Here is an 18,217-nt window from a genome sequence, read left to right as displayed (position 1 = left end):
AATTATTGAATAATTAACGACGTCGGCTACTTGAGCGACTTCGCCCACGAGCCATGCCGCCTAAAGCATTAAGTACAGCCAATTTACTCATACTGCCCGAAGCATGTGCATGGCAGATGGCAGCAGCCAGTGCATCTGCTGCATCGGCTTGTGGAGTCACACTTAAATTCAGAAGTTTGACCACCATCATTTGAACTTGTTCTTTATCCGCAGCGCCATAGCCAACCACTGACTGTTTAATTTGACGGGCGGTATATTCAGCAACTTGCAAATCCAGATTTACAAGCGCAGCAATTGCTGCACCACGAGCTTGTCCTAATTTTAGTGCCGAATCAGGATTTTGAGCCATAAATACTTGTTCAACTGCTGCTTCAGTCGGACCGTGGAATTTCACAATCCGTTCAACACCTGCAAAAATACGTTTTAGGCGTTCTGGCATGTCTTGGCTTTCAGTACGGATGGTGCCCGCATCGACAAAGCGTAATTTTTGACCGTCTTTTTCTATAATTCCATAGCCTGTAAGGCGTGAACCTGGGTCAATCCCAATAATTAATGACATAGTAAAAACTTGTTAAGATTTGAAAAAATGATGCAGAGATTGCAATCGATCTGTGAAGTATATGATTTTATAGACGTGAAAGAATAGTTATTTCGCTTTAACTAAGGTGCTGTTGAGCGATCTGGCTAAATTTTCACAGGCCTATTTGTTGGTGATGATTTTGAGTGGTCGTAATGAGCATGATCACCAAAAGTAAAACCCGAAAATTTTACAATTAACGGGTTATAAAAGCGGGTTAAAATTTCCACTGTAATGCAAGCGAAGCATTTAGTGGATCGCCGGGTTGAATCCAAAGCTCGCTATAACTTGCAACATAATAGGTTTCGTCCAATAAATTATTGATATTGAATTGATAATGGAGTTGCTCTGATGGCGCATAATAGGCGTGTAAATTGACTAAAGTGTATGCAGGTAGCGTAAACCCATTATCACTGCTATGCCCACTACGGTCTCCGACATACATTGTGGTTGCACCGATGCCCATTTTACTGGCGTTTGCCAGTGACCATTCGTAATTTCCATTGATTGAGCCACTGTGCTTTGGCACATTACTCAATCTGGAACCTTTTATAAGGGTTTGGTCTTTTTCAACTTTTGCATCGGTATAGCTATAATTGGCACGTACAGAGAGTTGATCATTAAGCTGCATTTCTAAATCAAGTTCAATGCCTTGACTAGAGACTTCACCTGCCGCGACTTGATAATTAGCGTCTGTAGGATCGATGGTTAAGACATTTTCTTTTTTCATTTTAAATAAGGCGAGACTAAGCAGGCTCTGAGGGTTGATCTGGTGCTTGCTCCCAAGCTCGTAACTTATACCTTTTTCTGGGCTAAAAACTTGGTTATGACGGTCTATACCACTGTTCAGTGCGAAAGAATGTCCATAATTTGCATACCATGACCAATTATCATTTAGCCGATAATTTACCCCTAATCGTGGGCTGGTTTGTTGTAGGTCTCTTTTACTCGAGTTATCAATCAGTTTATTTTGAAAATCTTGCGTGATATGGTCAAAACGTGCGCCAAGTAAGACACTCCATTGATCATTTAGAAAAACTTGATCTTGAAGATTCAGAGCAAAATAGCTTTGTTGTTCTTCAGTATTAATAAACAACGGAGGTTCAGGAAGATATTCTCCATATACGGGGTTATAGATATCAATCGTATTGGGGACACTCGTGCTGTGATTACGTCGCAATTGAAGTTGGCGATAATTCAGATGGCCAATTTCACCGCTAACTAGAACTTCGTGTCTGGCCCAATCTTGTTGAATTACGCCCAGTAATTCCGTTTGAAAAAGTGCATCATCACTTTTATTGTCACGATAACGACGTTGTCGTTCTAGGGTTTGACCATCACTTTGAATTTTACGCGGCTCACTAGAAAAACCTCTTAATTGAGCATCTTTAAAGCTCAAGGCATTATTGATTTTCCAAGCATCATTATATTGATGTGAGAGACGAAGCTGGTAAAAATTGTCCTTTTGAAGATGCTGACCATCATTGGGTTCGCCTGAAAAGGTTTCAGGTTGCATGATAAATTGTTTTTGATAACTGCTGATTCCACGGTCGAAAGTTCCACTTTGTTGCGTATACTCGCTATCAAAATCGAATTGAGTTTGATCAGAGATTTTCCAAGTCAATTGAGGTGAAAAAAACCAACGTTCACTGGATACATGGTCACGGAAACTTTGATTATCTTCATGTGCAATCGCAAATCGATAAGCAATATCGTTATTGATAGGACCTGTATGCTCAAAGCTCGCTCGATATTTTTCTAGGCTATTAGCACGTAGGTTAATTTCACTTTGGGGTTCCCATTTCGGCTGCTTAGTATTGATATTCAAAAGTCCACCTGTTTCACCACGACCATAGAGTGCAGCCGTAGGACCCTTTAAAAAGTCAAGTGATTCGATATTGACCATATCCCGCGGGGCACTAAGTCCACGATTGACGCTAAGCCCATTTCTAATGATTTGAGCCCCAATATTGGGGTCGGTACTAAAACCCCGAAATGAATAGTTGTCCCAAAAGCCACCTCCATAGTTGGTTTGATGATAGACACCACTGACCTGAGCCAGAGCATCGTCTATACGTTGTACATCTTGTTGCTGGATAAAGTCTTTGGACAGTAGGCTGCGACTAAAAGGGATATCGAAAATATCATGTGAAAATTTAGTTAATGCTGTGGTTTGCTTTGAACTTTCTGTTAACGTTTCGGCCTGTAATTGGATGGTTTTAAGGACTTCGGGTGTACTTTCGGCCCAACAGAATGGCGTAAAGAGAGATAAGCTGAGGCTGGAATAAAAGAGATGAAATGGTTGTTTCATAAGTAATTAATGAACTTAATGTAATGTTATAACATTCTATATTTTTATGCTTAGAATACTAGAGTTATTTCTATCTGAAATATGAATAACAAAAATGAGTAATTCTTATGATTTTCTTAATTTAATTTGAACTGATTGAGATACATACACTTTTAAGGTGCGTTTAAACAATCACCTTATAAGAACGACCCTAAAAGAGTTCTTGAATGTGAATTGTTTCTACAATTTTTTGACCAAAGACTTTAAAAATAAAAAACTGCCCTTATAGATATTCTTAACCATAGAAAAATGCTGAACAGTGTGACAGTCATTGAACATGGTCATTTTTATTATTTTAGAGATTTGATTAATTTTCATGAAATTATTTCTGATTGTACTTGCTGGCTTAATTCTAGAAGTATTCGTCTGGATCGGCGTGGGTGACCTCGTTGGTAGTATGTGGTACGTGTTTTTCTGGTTTGTGGCTGCCTTCTTTATTGGATTAAATATTATCCGTAAATATTCGGCGGGAATTATGCCGCAAATGCAACAAATGCAATCAGGTCAGGTGAGTTCAGACCCAGCATTTACAGGAAATTTACCTAAAATCTTTGCTGGTTTTCTATTATTGATTCCTGGTTTAGTTAGTGATGTATTTGCAGTGTTACTGCTAATTCCAGCTGTTCAAAAAGCATTACAAGCGGCATTTATGAAAACCATGATGAAACGCCAACAAGCCATGATGAACAAAATGATGGGTGGCATGATGGGCGATATGGGTGGGGCAACAGGTGCTCAAGGGCAGAATCCATTTGCTGATTTAATGCGTCAAATGCAAGATATGCAAAATCAGCAGGGTGGTGGTCAATACCGTGATTCAAGCATTATTGATGGTGAAGCACGTGAAGTAACCCCTGAAGCCAAGAAAATTGAAATGAAAGATGTAAATAAATAATCTAACTGATTACCTATATATCTGAACCGAAGTCCTTCAAAAGTACTTCGGTTTTTTTATTCTTAATACGTGATTAATGCAATAAAAATTTAAACAGGCGTTATAATTCACCCATTGAAAAAATGGTCATTTTATAAAAATATGTCTTTATTACTTACTATCTGTGCTTTACATTTTGTCGCACAATTAACCCCTGGACCTGATGTTTTATTGATTGCAAAAAGTTCAGCTTCTACAACACGTTTGAATACCTTAAAAATTATTCTAGGGATATCGGCAGGGATTGTCGTTTGGGTGGTGTTAACCTTATTGGGCTTTACCGTATTAGTTGAACAATTCCCTTGGATTCAGCAAATTTTGATGCTCATAGGGGGATTCTTCTTGGCTCGTATGGGTTGGGGAATGCTGAAGGAGGGACTTACTTCTGCACAAACACCCCAACTTGAAGGGACTTTAACTCTTCCAAATGGTCAGCAAAAGTATTTTTTATTGGGATTATTCACCAATTTGTCTAATCCAAAGACTTTAATCTATTTCAGTAGTGTCTTCTCCTTAGCACTGGGTTCATCTGCAAATGCCAATTTAAAAACTCAATTGGCATTTATTATCCCATTACAAACGTTTTTGGTATTTAGTTTATTCATGTTCATCATGTCTACGCCAAAAATTAAAGCGTTGTATCAGCGGTCAGGACACTATATTGATATTCTTTCGGGGGCTTTATTTCTAGTGTTTGCGCTATGGCTTTGGTACGACGCTATTCAGATGTTTTAGATTGAGTATTGGTTTCTTGAATCTGTGTGCAAGCCAAGTTTACAGTTGTGGCATTTTTTGTAGTTTCTGCATAGCTATTGGGCTTGAGTGTGGTTTCGGTATTTTCTGAGCCTTGAAATTTTCGGCTACGGTTTGCACGCTCACGTAGACCACCTTTTTTAATCAATTGTACCATTGCTAAAATCCACACTGGAAAACTGGAGTTGAGCTACTATAGTACTTGAATTATGGAAGGAGTTGAATTTTAAGATACTTAAACTTCCGTACATATTCATCAAGGTCATAATTTTCATAAATTCAAAAATTAAAACAGTAGATAAGTGAAGTACACATTAATTTTGAACGCTTCAGTCGACTTTTATTTGTGACTTGGCTTGTGCATTTACAAATACTCACATAACATCAAGAAAGATTACATTGTCATGGATTTGGGAATGTGAAAATAAATACAATCACTACAGTGAAATAGGAGTATACCTATGCTGTATCAATACCATTGTGCTTGCTGTGATTTAGTGGTCGATTCGGACGTTAAAGAGTGTCCGAATTGCGGCTCACATAACATTCGAAGTCCATTTGGTTTCTGGATTTTTTGTATAGCGACGTGTTTAGCCGTTGTGATTGTGTTTAAAGTTGCGCAAGTTTATCTTCATAATCAGGCTGAAGCACCTGTGCAGCCAACTTTACTTGAAACATTACATTTAAGTAATGATAAGTCCTGACAAATTCAGGACTTATCATTTTAAAGTGGGGCATGGTTGATTTTTGAAAGATCTGTATTCACCTGAAAAATTTTGCTGCGAATATTGGTAATACCGAAACTTTCTAAACGTGCGCTGTGCATGGCTAAATAGCTCTTTGCATTTTCCATCGAATCAAATAAGTAGACTCCACCTGCTTCTTGGGTATCATTATTTTCTGTCCAGATTTTCCAAATAAGCCCGGTTTCCTGATTAATACTTTCTGCAAGTGAAGTAAATGCTTGCGTCATTTCTTGTGCAAAAGGTCCAGTGCTGGGAAAATCAATTTGTAATAAAACAGGCATGTTAATATTCCCGAAAATTTATAGTGTTGTACGATTTTGTCACAGTGTTTGGTTTTTAAAAAGTGACTCAAGAAATAAAAAGGAGACCTCATCAGATCTCCTTTCAATACTATTTAAACAACTTTATCAGGTGTCATTAATACCTGATTAATATACAATTTTATTAAGCGATCGCGTGAGCCAATAGCTTTTTGGTAATGGGTTGAATTGAGTAACAAACAAGCACCATAAGTGACAGTCCAAACATAAGATTGATAGTCTCGAATGGACATTGCACTGTTATTTTCTTTTAAATATTTATCAGTGATTTCTTTAATACTTAAAATCCGCGCTTCACGGATTTTATAGAGTTCATCAAATAAGTTATTCAACTTACGTTCGTTATTGGTCAGACGTTCTTCAATCACATGCAGCAATATTGTACGGTTTGAATTTAACATGTTGTAGAGCATGTATTCTGAAACATACGAATTGATATCTGTGTTAAATTTATGTGAAATATCAAGTAAACGTTTTTCGTTTAGAATAATAAGTTCTAAATAAAGTTGATTTTTACTGTCGAAATGCTTGTAAATTGTGCCTTTGGCAATATCTAATTCAGAAGCAAGTTCTTCAAGAGTAATGTCCTGATTATTATCGAGTAATAATTTCTCGGCCATCGCTAAGATTTTTTCTTTACGCAAAAGAAAATTTTGTTGGCGTTCTGAATTCATGCATATGTTCCGTATAAGATCACTATAAAAGAACTTGTGAGAAGACTATAGCAACTTTTTCTTGAACAGAATTAAACTATTGTAGAAGAAATGCCTATAAAAACATCAATTAACCTAGTTTAATTAAGCTTGAAACAGTCATGCTCTAACCTGTAGGAGGAGATATCTAAATTTGGATACCCATCTTTAATTCGGTCAAAATAGTGATTTAAAAAGGGTTTGTAAAGTTTAAGCAGAAAGCAAATTGAAAGAAATTATGATGACTAAATTTTATTTAATTAAATCATATAATTATTTTTTTAAATTTGACCTTTTACGGGGTTTATAAAAAGTATGACATTTATTATCTGATCAGTTTTTAACTTGTACGTGAATGAAAGCCCCTTCTGATTTAATAAATTCAACAAGGTAATTTTGAAATTTCTGCGCAAAATAAAGACTAGAAACAGCCTTTAAATTGGCGGCATAACCGCAGCTTCGATGTAGTATTCACCAGAACTAGCGTAATAAATGACTTAACGTGCATTTAAATTAGCGACGAGTTATTACAGTAGACTGAATTGCCGGTAAAACTTGGGAAATGTAGTTTAACTCGCTGGCTTTGTTTGTAATGTCTGGTGGAGTAAGCTTTGACGAAATTTAGGGATGCCTGTAGCAGTTGTGATCTATGGGAGGTTCGGAAAAAATAAAGCCCCTTGATTGGTTTGATAAAGTCGTTGGCAACTTGGAAAAATCTATTCATTTACAGTCATGCTTACTTCGACTAAAGCTTTGGCTAAATAAGGAAATCCACCAATTTGAGGGCGATGATTTATGCCTTTTTGTATTGCTTCTTCGATGATTTCTATAGCTGTACTCATATTTTTTACTTCATTATTCGGCTGATTTTATTATGACACGAACCAGTTAATCTTCAGTGCTTTTTAACTTTATTTGCTCGAAATATTGGACGCTTTTTGGGATATTTAAGTCTTTAAAACTAGGTCTTCAGATGAATGTTTTTGGGTTTTTATTCGGTTGAACTTTTTAATAAAATTATTTCGTATAAAAAGAAAATAAGTCTGAGAAAAGCATTGTTCTATGCGTAAAAATTGTGAATACTCATGCCCGAAAATTCATGTTGTAAGATTATCTTTTGGGGTTAGGCAATAACTGTGAATACGTATCCATTTTCATTTTCTCATTTACAAAAAGCATTACTGACAGTTGGTTCATTTTCATGTCTAGGACTAAGCTCAGGAATGGCTTATGCAGCAGATGAAAATGAAACTGCACAACTTGCGACAATTACAGTAACTGCTGAGCAAGCGCAGGCTGCGTATTACCAGCCTCAAGTGAATTTGACGGGGTTTACACAGCAAACTCAGGCTGAAATACCTGCTTCACTGACGACAGTTACAGCACAACTTATTGCAGACCAACATGCCAAAACACTGACTGATGTCGTTAAAAATGATGCAGCCGTCGGTGATGGTTATACACCAATTGGTTACTACCCAAATTTTATGATGCGCGGTTTCATGCTCAATGCAGGGTCAAGCTATTTACTGAATGGTAATCTACTTCGTGGCCAACAAAATGTAGCCCTTGAAAATAAAGCACAAGTTGAGATTTTAAAGGGCATTAGCGCCATTCAAAGTGGCATGTCTACGCCTGGTGGTGTAGTCAACTATGTGACTAAACGCCCTGAAAATATCCGTTCTTTAACGGTTGAAGGGGATAGTCATGGAGGTAATCGTGTAGCAACCGATCTTGGTGGGTTATTTGGGGGAAATCAGCAGTTTGGTTATCGTGTTAATCTCGCAAAAGAAGAAATCCACCCTTATGTGGATCATGCCGATGGTCAGCGTGTATTCGGTTCTTTGGCTTTAGATTGGAAAGTATCAGATCGTTCAAAATTGGAGTTTGATATTGAGTCACAACGCCAGCGCCAACGTTCAGTACCAGGCTATCAGTTACTTGATGGCACAACCGTACCGACTGGGGGGGAATGGGATCGGTTATTAGGTTATCAAAGCTGGGGCAAACCTGTTACCACTGAAAGTTTAAATGCTGGCTTAAAATATACCTACCAGTTTAATGACAATTGGACAGGGAATTTGGCAGCTTCACAAAGTCGTGTAGTAGTCGATGATTATTCAGCATTTCCATATGGTTGCGCTTATAGCAATGAGTGTCAATATACAGGTTTAGGTAATACCTTTGACCAAAATGGTAATTACGATATTTATGAGTTTCGCAGTCCAAATGACAGTTACCTGACCAATCAGTTTAAAACGGGGTTAAACGGGAAGTTCAATACAGGTACATGGCAACATCATCTAAATTTAGAATTATCACAAACCTACAAACGTCATGCACAGTATGAAGGGACGAATACTATGGTTTGGGTAGGAACAGGCAATATTTATGTTGATTCCCCAACCTACCAACAGACTGATACCATTTTGGGTAATCACTATAAATCTTTAGACAGTCAGCAAACGGCACTCAATGTACAGGACCAGATACAGTTAAATACTACTTGGTCAGTTTTATTGGGCGGTAAGCTGTTGCATTTAAATGAAAATGCTTATGCCGCAGATGGAAGTAATATTCGAGAAACCAATTTAGATCGTTTCTTGCCGCAATTCGCCGTGATGTATCAACCGTGGGAACGTACTCATGTTTATGCGTCTTATACCAAAGGCTTAAGCGACGGTGGACAAGCGCCATGGTATGCCCTCGGTAATCCTGATAAAGGTATCGCAGGCAATGCTTATGAGACTCTAGCGCCTGTCCATTCAACTCAATATGAACTGGGAATTAAGCAGCAGTGGCAGGCATTTTTATTCACCGCAGCCTTGTTCGATCTCAAACAGGATAATCAATATACTAACTTAGACAATGTGTATGTTACGGATGGTGAACAGCATAATCTGGGTCTTGAACTGGGTGTACAAGGGCGTTTAAGTCAGAACCTTGATATTTCATCAACAATGGCTTTTATTCATTCACGACTTAAAGGTATTGATGCTGCTGAATATACTGGGCATCAAACACAAAATGTACCGAAATTACGTTTTGCGAGCCATATTTCATATGCAGTGCCACAAGTAGATGGGCTGAGAATGTTGGCAGGTATGCAATACAGCAGTGATAAATATGCGAATAGAGCAGGCACTGTTAAAGTTCCAAGTTTTACTGTGTTTGATATTGGTTCAGCTTATAATTTCCGCGCTTATGGGTATGACAATACGCTCCGTTTAAACATTGATAACGTGTTTAACAAAAAATATTGGCGTGATGCAGGGAGTTTTTTTGGGGATGATTACTTATTCTTAGGTGCACCGCGTTCAGCACAATTTTCATGGACAGTGAATTTCTAGTTTAATATTTTCTAGCCGCTTAATTGCTTAGTTAAGGGACATTTGTCAGATGGCGAATGTCCCTTATTTATTTTAAGGTTGAAGCACCTTTTTATAAGTTGATTTGCTTAAGTTGAGTTCACTATATTTTGACCAACCATAAGGAATCCTTAAAGCCAATCAGGTTTATGGGTATGGATGGAGTTGTAAAAGAAGGTTTTTAAGTTTTACCCATCAAATTCGGCTGTCTAGAATTACGGCTGTGGAACATATAGATAACTTGACTATATCTGTATATACCTTTTGAGGGGTACAGGTTAAACTGCGAAGAATTAAGTTAATCTGTATCGAGTAATTACATGGCAATAAAAAAAGAGCCTAAACAAGACCTAGAGCTAACCATTGATGCAGATAGTCCGATCCCGATTTATATGCGCGTGAAGCAATTAATTACCACCAAAATTAATCAAGGGTTATGGTCGACCAATCAAAAAATTCCTTCTGAAAGTGAATTGGTTAACCAGTTGGGTTGTAGTCGTATGACCATTAATCGTGCGCTACGGGAGCTAACGGCAGAAGGTGTATTGGTTCGAGTTCAAGGGGTGGGTTCTTTTGTCGCAGAGCAACAAGGACAAACTTCGTTGTTTCAAATCAATAATATTGCTGATGAAATTCAAGCCCGAAAGCATGAGCATCGTGCCGAAGTTATTGTTCTGGAAAGTCTTCGGGCAAATGCATTACAAAGCCTGCAAATGGAGGTACAAGAAGGTCAGCTACTTTATCATTCGATTATTATTCATTATGAAAATGATATTCCTGTGCAGATTGAAGATAGATTGGTCAATTCATATTTAGTGCCGAATTATTTAAAACAAGATTTTTCGCAAATAACGCCGAATGCTTACTTAATGCAAAATTCGCCCATGACTGAGGGAGAGCATATTGTAAAAGCAGTTTTGGCATCTGCCCAAGAGTGTAAATGGCTCAAAATCAATAAGGCAGAACCTTGTTTATTTATTCAACGTAGAACATGGTCAAATAAAAACCTCATTTCTAGTGCGCGTTTGATTTATCCGGGCAATCGATATCATTTGAAAGGGAAGTTTAATCCCTAAGACAACAGATGAAGGGAAATAGGTATTTAAAGTTGTTTATATCTCAGTATGCAGCTTTGTCGAGACCAGATAAAAGTTCAAATTTAAAAAAATGAATCCTTCAATTTGAAGATTCATCTACTATGATCCACAACGTTGCTACTCTGGTGTATTCAATAAAAACGCTGGTTGAACAGCGTGAAGTCATACAAGTTCTAAGCTTAAAATTTAGAAATTCAATTTTTTTCGGAAATGCATAAGTCTTCTTATGCATTTTTTTTTGTATTTAAATTAATGGGTTGATGGAAAATTAAAAAAATTATTGCATTAATGAAAAAATATATAGTATATATATGTATATACAAGTATGAACATGTGGTTTCCCATAAGAAGATTCTTGTGGACATTATTTTTAAAAGGAAAGGAGTCTGTTTGTGAAAGCAAATAATCCACGTTATCGTGACATTGAAATTCGTGCACCTAGAGGGACAACTTTAAATACAAAAAGCTGGTTAACAGAAGCACCGTTGCGCATGTTAATGAATAACCTTGACCCTGATGTGGCTGAAAACCCCAAAGAACTTGTTGTGTATGGGGGTATTGGCCGTGCAGCGCGTGACTGGGAATGCTTCGATAAAATTGTAGAAACACTCAAAAAACTTGAAGAAGACGAAACCCTTTTGGTGCAATCAGGTAAACCGGTAGGTGTATTTAAAACCCATAAAGATGCACCGCGTGTGTTAATTGCCAATTCAAACTTGGTGCCACACTGGGCCAATTGGGAACACTTTAATGAACTCGATGCCAAAGGTTTGGCCATGTATGGTCAAATGACAGCAGGTTCATGGATCTACATTGGTAGCCAAGGCATTGTACAAGGGACTTACGAAACTTTCGTTGAAGCAGGCCGCCAACACTACAACGGTGATCTAAAAGGCCGTTGGGTTCTTACTGCTGGTTTAGGCGGTATGGGGGGCGCTCAGCCTTTAGCTGCAACACTTGCAGGTGCGTGTTCTTTAAACATTGAATGCCAACAAGCAAGTATCGATTTCCGTTTACGTACTCGTTATGTAGATGAACAAGCAACTGATTTAGATGATGCTTTAGCGCGTATTGATCGTTACACCAAAGAAGGCAAGGTCATTTCAATTGCACTTCATGGCAATGCTGCAGAAATTTTACCTGAGCTTGTTCGCCGTGGTGTACGTCCTGACATGGTAACCGACCAAACAAGTGCACACGATCCACTCAATGGCTACTTACCAGTAGGCTGGACTTGGGATGAATACCGTGAACGTGCCAAAACTGAACCAGAAGCTGTTGTAAAAGCTGCAAAACAGTCGATGGCGAAACACGTACAAGCGATGCTCGATTTCCAAAAAATGGGTGTTCCAACATTTGACTACGGTAATAACATCCGTCAAATGGCGAAAGAAGAAGGCGTAGAAAACGCTTTTGATTTCCCTGGCTTCGTACCTGCATATATCCGTCCATTGTTCTGCCGCGGCATTGGTCCATTCCGTTGGGCAGCGCTTTCTGGTGACCCAGAAGACATTTATAAAACAGATGCCAAAGTTAAAGAATTAATTCCTGATGATGAACATTTACATCACTGGTTAGACATGGCTCGTGAACGCATTAGCTTCCAAGGCTTACCAGCACGTATTTGTTGGGTTGGTCTAGGCTTACGTGCAAAACTTGGTTTGGCATTTAACGAAATGGTTCGTAGCGGTGAATTATCAGCTCCAGTTGTGATTGGTCGTGACCACTTAGACTCAGGTTCAGTTGCGAGTCCAAACCGTGAAACTGAAGCAATGCAAGATGGATCAGATGCAGTATCAGACTGGCCTTTATTAAACGCTTTGCTTAATACAGCAGGCGGCGCAACTTGGGTTTCTTTACACCATGGTGGTGGTGTAGGTATGGGCTTCTCTCAACACTCAGGCGTTGTGATTGTGTGTGACGGTACAGATGAAGCTGCTGCACGTATTGCTCGTGTACTGACCAATGACCCTGCAACAGGTGTTATGCGTCATGCCGATGCCGGTTATGAAATTGCGATTAACTGTGCGAAAGAGCAAGGCTTAAACTTGCCAATGATCACGCAATAAAAATACATGGAAGAACTGGCGGTGCTTTTTGCAATTGTGAAAAGCACTGTCTCAGCAGAATATAGTGCAAAAAATTAGGAAGCCAACATGGAATTACTGATCCAACCGGGAAAATTAACCTTAGCTGATTTACGTCAAGCTTACCTCAACCCGATTAAAGTTAAATTAGATGAAAGTGCTTCAGCTGCAATCAATGCAAGCGTGGCTTGTGTAGAACAGATTGTAAATGAAGGGCGTACAGCTTACGGCATTAACACAGGTTTTGGTTTACTTGCTTCAACCAAGATTGCTCCTGAAGATTTAGAAAAGTTACAACGTTCATTGGTTCTTTCCCATGCAGCAGGTGTAGGTGAAGCACTTGATGATGCAATGGTTCGTTTAATTATTCTATTGAAAGCAAATAGCTTGGCACGTGGCTTCTCAGGTATTCGCCGTAAAGTCATTGATGCTTTGTTGGCTTTAATTAATGCTGAAGTTTATCCGCACATTCCTCTTAAAGGTTCAGTAGGCGCTTCAGGTGACTTAGCACCACTTGCACATATGTCTTTGATTTTACTTGGTGAAAGTAAAGCGCGTTATAAAGGTGAATGGTTGCCAGCAGTTGAAGCTTTAAAAATTGCAGGCTTAGAACCAATTTCTTTAGCAGCGAAAGAAGGCTTGGCACTTTTAAACGGTACACAAGTTTCGACTGCTTATGCTTTACGTGGCTTGTTTGAAGCTGAAGATTTATTTGCTGCTGCGACAGTTTGTGGTGGCTTAAGTGTTGAAGCAATGCTGGGTTCACGCTCACCGTTCGATGCACGTATTCATGAAGTACGTGGTCAACGTGGTCAAATTGATGTTGCTGCGGCTTATCGTGACTTATTGACGGATTCGAGTGAAATTGCACATTCACACGAAGACTGTAGCAAAGTTCAAGATCCGTATTCTTTACGTTGCCAACCACAGGTGATGGGTGCATGTCTAACTCAAATCCGTCAGGCTGCTGAAGTTTTAGAAATTGAAGCAAATGCTGTATCTGATAACCCACTTGTTTTCGCAGAACAAGGTGATGTGATTTCTGGTGGTAACTTCCATGCAGAACCTGTAGCAATGGCGGCAGATAATTTAGCATTGGCAATCGCAGAAATTGGTTCACTTTCAGAACGTCGTATTTCGATGATGATGGACCGCCACATGTCACAGCTTCCACCGTTCTTGGTTGCAAATGGCGGTGTGAACTCAGGTTTCATGATTGCTCAAGTGACAGCAGCAGCTCTTGCGAGTGATAACAAAGCACTTGCGCATCCAGCAAGTGTTGATAGTTTGCCAACTTCAGCGAATCAGGAAGACCATGTATCAATGGCTCCGAATGCAGGTAAACGTCTTTGGTATATGGCTGATAACGTCCGTGGCATTTTAGCTGTCGAATGGTTAGGCGCTTGTCAGGGTCTAGACTTCCGTGAAGGCTTAAAAAGCTCGCCTAAACTTGAACAAGCTCGTAAAATCTTGCGCGATCAAGTTCCTTACTACAGTGAAGACCGTTTCTTTGCTCCTGATATTGAACAAGCAAGTGAATTACTTTCGAGTGGCTGTTTAAACGAGTTACTTATTCCAAAACTACTCCCTAGTTTATCTGAAGTGTGATTGATAAAACGGTCACATGGAGTGGCCGAATCTAACTAAATTTCCTCAAGGATTGGAGATTATAATGTCACAAAACTCCACACTACAGCGGGGATTGAACACCCGCCATATTCGTTTCTTGGCATTGGGCTCAGCAATTGGAACTGGGCTTTTCTATGGTTCGGCTACCGCCATTAAAATGGCGGGGCCTTCAGTATTATTGGCGTATATCGTTGCAGGGATTGCAATTTATATCGTTATGCGCGCACTGGGTGAAATGGCTGTCCATAACCCAGTATCCGGTTCATTTAGTCACTATGCATCACAATACATTAGTCCTCTGGCAGGTTTTACGACAGGCTGGACTTATGTTTTTGAAATGGTGATTGTCGCGATTGCCGATGTCACCGCTTTTGGTATTTATATGGGATTCTGGTATCCCGATGTACCACGGTGGATCTGGATTTTATCTCTCATTATGTTCTTGGGTGCCATTAACCTGATTCACGTTAAAGTCTTTGGTGAACTCGAATTCTGGCTTTCCATCATTAAAGTCAGTGCCATTGTTGCCATGATTTTAGGTGGAATAGGCTTAATGTTCTATGGCTTCCACGCTGACCATAGCAGTGTGGTACCGGGTATTCAAAACTTATGGATTTATGATGGCTTTATGCCGCATGGCATTGCAGGCTTAGTTGCATGTTTATCTGTGGTTGTATTTGCTTTCGGTGGTATCGAAATTATTGGTTTAACTGCTGGCGAATCACAAGACCCTAAAACCACTTTGCCAAAAGCAATTAATGCTGTTCCAGTACGTATTTTACTTTTCTATGTACTGACCATTTTTGTTTTGATGTCGATTTTCCCATGGAATCAAATTGGTAGCCAAGGTAGCCCATTCGTACAAATTTTTGAAAATTTAGGCATTAAATCTGCTGCGAATATTCTAAATATTGTGGTGGTGACTGCTGCGATTTCGGCAATTAATAGTGATGTATTTGGCGCTGGCCGTATGCTTTATGGTATGGCAAACCGTGGTCAAGCACCTCGCATTTTCCAAAAATTATCGCGTAATGGTGTGCCTTGGATGACTGTCGTAGTTATGGCTGGTGTGCTGTTAATTGGTGTGGTGCTGAACTATCTGATTCCTGAAAATGTATTCATGATCATTGCATCAATTGCGACTTTTGCAACGGTTTGGGTATGGCTCATGATTTTGCTTTCGCAAGTTGCAATGCGCCGTAAATTATCTACTGCTGAAATTAAAGCACTTGATTTCCCTGTATGGGGTTGGCCAGTTGCACCTGCGTTCGCGATTGGTTTTATGGTGTTTATTTTAGTGATGATGGGTTATTTCCCTGATTCACGTCCTGCAATTTATGTCGGAATAACATGGCTTGCACTCTTAACTATTGCTTATCGCATATGGGTAAAACCACAGCAAAACTTGGGAAAGGAAAGTAATCCTATCCAGCAAAATGTTGAGATAGAAAGCTAACAAATGAACTGCCCAATGGTTTAACTATTGGGCAGTTTTGAGGAAAGGCTCATGAAAAAACTTTGGCAGAATTGCCACATTGCGACCATGCAAAATGGGCAATACTCCTACATTGAAGATGCTGCAATTGTTACCGAAGGGCATCTCATCCATTGGATTGGAAAACAACAACAACTTCCTGCCGACACTTATTCCGAAACAGTTGATTTAAACGGTGCTTGGGTGACCCCAGGTTTCATCGACTGTCATACGCATAGTGTTTTTGGTGGCAACCGTAGCGTTGAGTTTGAAAGACGCTTACAAGGTGTAAGTTATGCTGAAATTGCAGCAAGCGGTGGCGGTATTGCCAGTACAGTACGTGCAACGCGTGAAGCAAGCGAAGAACAACTCTTAAATTCAGCACTTAAACGTATTCGTTGCATGCAACAAGAAGGTGTAACGACCATCGAAATTAAGTCTGGTTACGGACTCAACTACGAAAACGAGCGCAAAATGCTGCGTGTGATCCGTCAAATTGGTGAAGTTTTACCAATGACGGTCAAAAGTACCTGTTTAGCTGCTCATGCTTTACCGCCAGAGTACAAAGACCAAAGCGATGCTTATATCGAGCATATCTGTACAGAAATGTTGCCTAAACTGCATGCTGAAGGTTTAGTCGATGCAGTTGATGCATTCTGCGAGCATTTAGCATTTTCACCTGCTCAGGTCGAACGTGTTTTTAAAACAGCACAATCATTGGGTCTACCCGTTAAGCTTCATGCTGAACAGCTCTCATCATTAGGTGGCTCAAGCTTGGCAGCACGTTATCATGCTTTGTCGGCTGACCATTTAGAGTACATGACCGAAGATGATGTCAAAGCCATGGCAGAGTCGGGTACGGTTGCTGTGTTATTACCGGGTGCGTTTTATTTATTACGTGAAACACAATATCCACCGATTGAAAGTCTCATTAAACATGGCGTGCGTATTGCGCTTTCGAGTGATTTAAATCCGGGTACATCTCCAGCACTTTCTGTACGTTTAATGCTGAACATGGGCAGCACGTTCTTCCGTTTAACGCCTGAGCAAGCATTAGCTGGTGTCACCATTCATGCTGCACAAGCACTTGGTTTAGAGCAAACGCACGGCAGTCTGGAGCAGGGTAAAGTCGCTGACTTTGTGGCTTGGGATATTGAGCATCCATCTGAAATTGTTTACTGGCTTGGCGGCGATTTGCCTAAGCGAGTCATTCAGCATGGACAAGAAGTTATTTTTTAAACGGTGTCACATGAATCACACATTTAAATGGCAAGGTCGCCATGATGGCGAGGGTGAAGTACACCAACGTATTCACCATATTATGAATAAAACCCAACATGCTGAATTTGCGTTGATTGGTTTTAGCTCTGATGAAGGCGTGAAACGTAATAAAGGTCGAGTCGGTGCTGCTGATGCGCCAGATGCAATCCGTAATCAGCTTGCCAATTTACCTATCCATCGTCCAGTCAGTATTGTCGATTTGGGTACAGTGACCTGTGAATATGACAATTTAGAGCAAGCACAAACCGAGTTGGCGGAGCAAGTCGCAACCAGCCTACAAAATGGTTTAAAACCGATTGTACTTGGTGGTGGACATGAAGTCGCATTTGGTAGCTTTAGCGGTCTGTTCCAATATGTACAAGCCCACGCACCAGATAAAAAAATAGGCATTATTAATTTCGATGCCCATTTCGATTTGCGTGAAGCAGAGCATGCAACTTCTGGAACACCTTTTTTACAAGCAGCAAGACTTTCAGAGCAGCATCAAAAACAATTTAATTATTTATGTATTGGGGTAGCGAACCATGCCAATACTAAAGTTTTGTTTGATACAGCCGATGCTCTAAATTGTTCATATTTACGCGATCATGAGGTTAATATTTTTAACCTAAACAACGTGCTCGCGGCGGTTGATGCTTTTATTGAAAAAGTAGACTGTTTGTACGTTACGATTGATTTAGATGTCTTCGCAGCCGCGGTTGCACCTGGAGTCAGTGCGCCAGCTGTAAAAGGAATTGATTTAGCCACTTTTGAAGCAATTTTTCAGCATATTCAAGAGACTGGAAAAATTAAACTTCTAGATATTGCTGAATGCAATCCAAAATTTGATTTAGACAATAGAACAGCAAAACTGGCAGCGTATATTGTTTATCAATATTTATTTAATCAATAAGTTAAAGAATATAATTT

The 18,217-nt window shown here is 39.5% G+C and carries 16 protein-coding genes; 10 read left to right on the top strand and 6 right to left on the bottom strand.

Features of this window, described 5'->3' with window-relative positions; translation table 11 throughout:
- Nucleotides 1–13: 13 nt before the first annotated feature.
- Both ruvC and I593_RS05335 read right to left on the bottom strand, forming a co-directional pair.
- Nucleotides 14–559 carry a crossover junction endodeoxyribonuclease RuvC gene (gene ruvC, locus I593_RS05340; protein ID WP_016166549.1) on the bottom strand — a complete coding sequence of 182 codons (546 nt, stop codon included), beginning with the start codon at nucleotides 557–559 and terminating at the stop codon, nucleotides 14–16.
- Between the two features lie 235 nt (nucleotides 560–794).
- Nucleotides 795–2,888 carry a TonB-dependent siderophore receptor gene (locus tag I593_RS05335; protein ID WP_016166548.1) on the bottom strand — a complete coding sequence of 698 codons (2,094 nt, stop codon included), beginning with the start codon at nucleotides 2,886–2,888 and terminating at the stop codon, nucleotides 795–797.
- A 355-nt stretch (nucleotides 2,889–3,243) separates the two neighbouring features.
- Between I593_RS05335 and I593_RS05330 the strand changes: the two genes are divergently transcribed.
- On the top strand, nucleotides 3,244–3,822 hold the full coding sequence (locus I593_RS05330) for an FxsA family protein (RefSeq protein WP_016166547.1): 579 nt from the start codon (nucleotides 3,244–3,246) through the stop codon (nucleotides 3,820–3,822).
- A 141-nt stretch (nucleotides 3,823–3,963) separates the two neighbouring features.
- Nucleotides 3,964–4,596: a LysE family transporter gene (locus I593_RS05325; protein ID WP_016166546.1), complete on the top strand. Its 633-nt coding sequence runs from the start codon at nucleotides 3,964–3,966 to the stop codon at nucleotides 4,594–4,596.
- Here I593_RS05325 and I593_RS05320 read toward each other — a convergent pair.
- The gene (locus I593_RS05320; protein WP_016166545.1) at nucleotides 4,580–4,771 is read right to left on the bottom strand and encodes a hypothetical protein; all 192 of its coding nucleotides are present in this window, start codon (nucleotides 4,769–4,771) and stop codon (nucleotides 4,580–4,582) included. The two genes, I593_RS05325 and I593_RS05320, sit on opposite strands and share 17 nt — an antisense overlap.
- 304 nt (nucleotides 4,772–5,075) lie before the next feature.
- On the opposite strand from I593_RS05320, the gene I593_RS05315 reads away from it, so the two are divergent.
- Nucleotides 5,076–5,318, top strand: coding sequence for an FmdB family zinc ribbon protein (locus I593_RS05315; protein ID WP_016166544.1), 243 nt, complete (start codon nucleotides 5,076–5,078; stop codon nucleotides 5,316–5,318).
- Between the two features lie 20 nt (nucleotides 5,319–5,338).
- Here I593_RS05315 and I593_RS05310 read toward each other — a convergent pair whose 3' ends face one another.
- The 3 genes from I593_RS05310 to I593_RS20980 all read right to left on the bottom strand — a co-directional run bounded on the left by I593_RS05310 (nucleotide 5,339) and on the right by I593_RS20980 (nucleotide 7,214).
- Nucleotides 5,339–5,641: a monooxygenase gene (locus I593_RS05310; protein WP_016166543.1), complete on the bottom strand. Its 303-nt coding sequence runs from the start codon at nucleotides 5,639–5,641 to the stop codon at nucleotides 5,339–5,341.
- Between the two features lie 113 nt (nucleotides 5,642–5,754).
- On the bottom strand, nucleotides 5,755–6,354 hold the full coding sequence (locus I593_RS05305; RefSeq protein WP_016166542.1) for a TetR/AcrR family transcriptional regulator: 600 nt from the start codon (nucleotides 6,352–6,354) through the stop codon (nucleotides 5,755–5,757).
- A gap of 734 nt (nucleotides 6,355–7,088) precedes the next feature.
- Nucleotides 7,089–7,214, bottom strand: coding sequence for a hypothetical protein (locus I593_RS20980; RefSeq protein ID WP_265596866.1), 126 nt, complete (start codon nucleotides 7,212–7,214; stop codon nucleotides 7,089–7,091).
- A gap of 294 nt (nucleotides 7,215–7,508) precedes the next feature.
- Between I593_RS20980 and I593_RS05300 the strand changes: the two genes are divergently transcribed.
- From I593_RS05300 to hutG, 7 genes are all read left to right on the top strand, one after another.
- Nucleotides 7,509–9,722 (top strand): TonB-dependent siderophore receptor, encoded by a 2,214-nt coding sequence (locus I593_RS05300; protein WP_026441092.1) that lies wholly within the window; start codon nucleotides 7,509–7,511, stop codon nucleotides 9,720–9,722.
- A 338-nt stretch (nucleotides 9,723–10,060) separates the two neighbouring features.
- Entirely contained in the window at nucleotides 10,061–10,816 is a 756-nt protein-coding gene (gene hutC / locus I593_RS05295) for a histidine utilization repressor (protein WP_016166540.1), read from the top strand.
- Nucleotides 10,817–11,229: 413 nt separating this feature from the next.
- Complete coding sequence (gene hutU / locus I593_RS05290) at nucleotides 11,230–12,906, top strand: urocanate hydratase (RefSeq protein ID WP_016166539.1); 1,677 nt, start codon at nucleotides 11,230–11,232, stop codon at nucleotides 12,904–12,906.
- 87 nt (nucleotides 12,907–12,993) lie between these two features.
- Complete coding sequence (gene hutH, locus I593_RS05285) at nucleotides 12,994–14,532, top strand: histidine ammonia-lyase (protein WP_005300454.1); 1,539 nt, start codon at nucleotides 12,994–12,996, stop codon at nucleotides 14,530–14,532.
- Between the two features lie 64 nt (nucleotides 14,533–14,596).
- Nucleotides 14,597–16,009 carry an amino acid permease gene (locus I593_RS05280; RefSeq protein ID WP_005300457.1) on the top strand — a complete coding sequence of 471 codons (1,413 nt, stop codon included), beginning with the start codon at nucleotides 14,597–14,599 and terminating at the stop codon, nucleotides 16,007–16,009.
- A 51-nt stretch (nucleotides 16,010–16,060) separates the two neighbouring features.
- Nucleotides 16,061–17,266 carry an imidazolonepropionase gene (gene hutI / locus I593_RS05275; RefSeq protein ID WP_016166538.1) on the top strand — a complete coding sequence of 402 codons (1,206 nt, stop codon included), beginning with the start codon at nucleotides 16,061–16,063 and terminating at the stop codon, nucleotides 17,264–17,266.
- A gap of 10 nt (nucleotides 17,267–17,276) precedes the next feature.
- Nucleotides 17,277–18,200 carry a formimidoylglutamase gene (gene hutG, locus I593_RS05270; RefSeq protein WP_026441089.1) on the top strand — a complete coding sequence of 308 codons (924 nt, stop codon included), beginning with the start codon at nucleotides 17,277–17,279 and terminating at the stop codon, nucleotides 18,198–18,200.
- Nucleotides 18,201–18,217: the final 17 nt, after the last annotated feature.

The sequence above is a fragment of the Acinetobacter tandoii DSM 14970 = CIP 107469 genome, from assembly GCF_000400735.1.
Classification (GTDB): domain Bacteria; phylum Pseudomonadota; class Gammaproteobacteria; order Pseudomonadales; family Moraxellaceae; genus Acinetobacter; species Acinetobacter tandoii.
The sequence above is the reverse complement of the archived record's forward strand: the minus strand, read 5'-3'. Positions and strand labels throughout refer to the sequence as shown.

Coding starts and splice junctions, on each gene's coding strand:
- ruvC (WP_016166549.1), bottom strand. CDS start 559: ATGTCATTAATTATTGGGATTGACCCAGGTTCACGCCTTACAGGCTAT.
- I593_RS05335 (WP_016166548.1), bottom strand. CDS start 2,888: ATGAAACAACCATTTCATCTCTTTTATTCCAGCCTCAGCTTATCTCTC.
- I593_RS05330 (WP_016166547.1), top strand. CDS start 3,244: ATGAAATTATTTCTGATTGTACTTGCTGGCTTAATTCTAGAAGTATTC.
- I593_RS05325 (WP_016166546.1), top strand. CDS start 3,964: ATGTCTTTATTACTTACTATCTGTGCTTTACATTTTGTCGCACAATTA.
- I593_RS05320 (WP_016166545.1), bottom strand. CDS start 4,771: ATGGTACAATTGATTAAAAAAGGTGGTCTACGTGAGCGTGCAAACCGT.
- I593_RS05315 (WP_016166544.1), top strand. CDS start 5,076: ATGCTGTATCAATACCATTGTGCTTGCTGTGATTTAGTGGTCGATTCG.
- I593_RS05310 (WP_016166543.1), bottom strand. CDS start 5,641: ATGCCTGTTTTATTACAAATTGATTTTCCCAGCACTGGACCTTTTGCA.
- I593_RS05305 (WP_016166542.1), bottom strand. CDS start 6,354: ATGAATTCAGAACGCCAACAAAATTTTCTTTTGCGTAAAGAAAAAATC.
- I593_RS20980 (WP_265596866.1), bottom strand. CDS start 7,214: ATGAGTACAGCTATAGAAATCATCGAAGAAGCAATACAAAAAGGCATA.
- hutC (WP_016166540.1), top strand. CDS start 10,061: ATGGCAATAAAAAAAGAGCCTAAACAAGACCTAGAGCTAACCATTGAT.
- hutH (WP_005300454.1), top strand. CDS start 12,994: ATGGAATTACTGATCCAACCGGGAAAATTAACCTTAGCTGATTTACGT.
- I593_RS05280 (WP_005300457.1), top strand. CDS start 14,597: ATGTCACAAAACTCCACACTACAGCGGGGATTGAACACCCGCCATATT.
- hutI (WP_016166538.1), top strand. CDS start 16,061: ATGAAAAAACTTTGGCAGAATTGCCACATTGCGACCATGCAAAATGGG.
- hutG (WP_026441089.1), top strand. CDS start 17,277: ATGAATCACACATTTAAATGGCAAGGTCGCCATGATGGCGAGGGTGAA.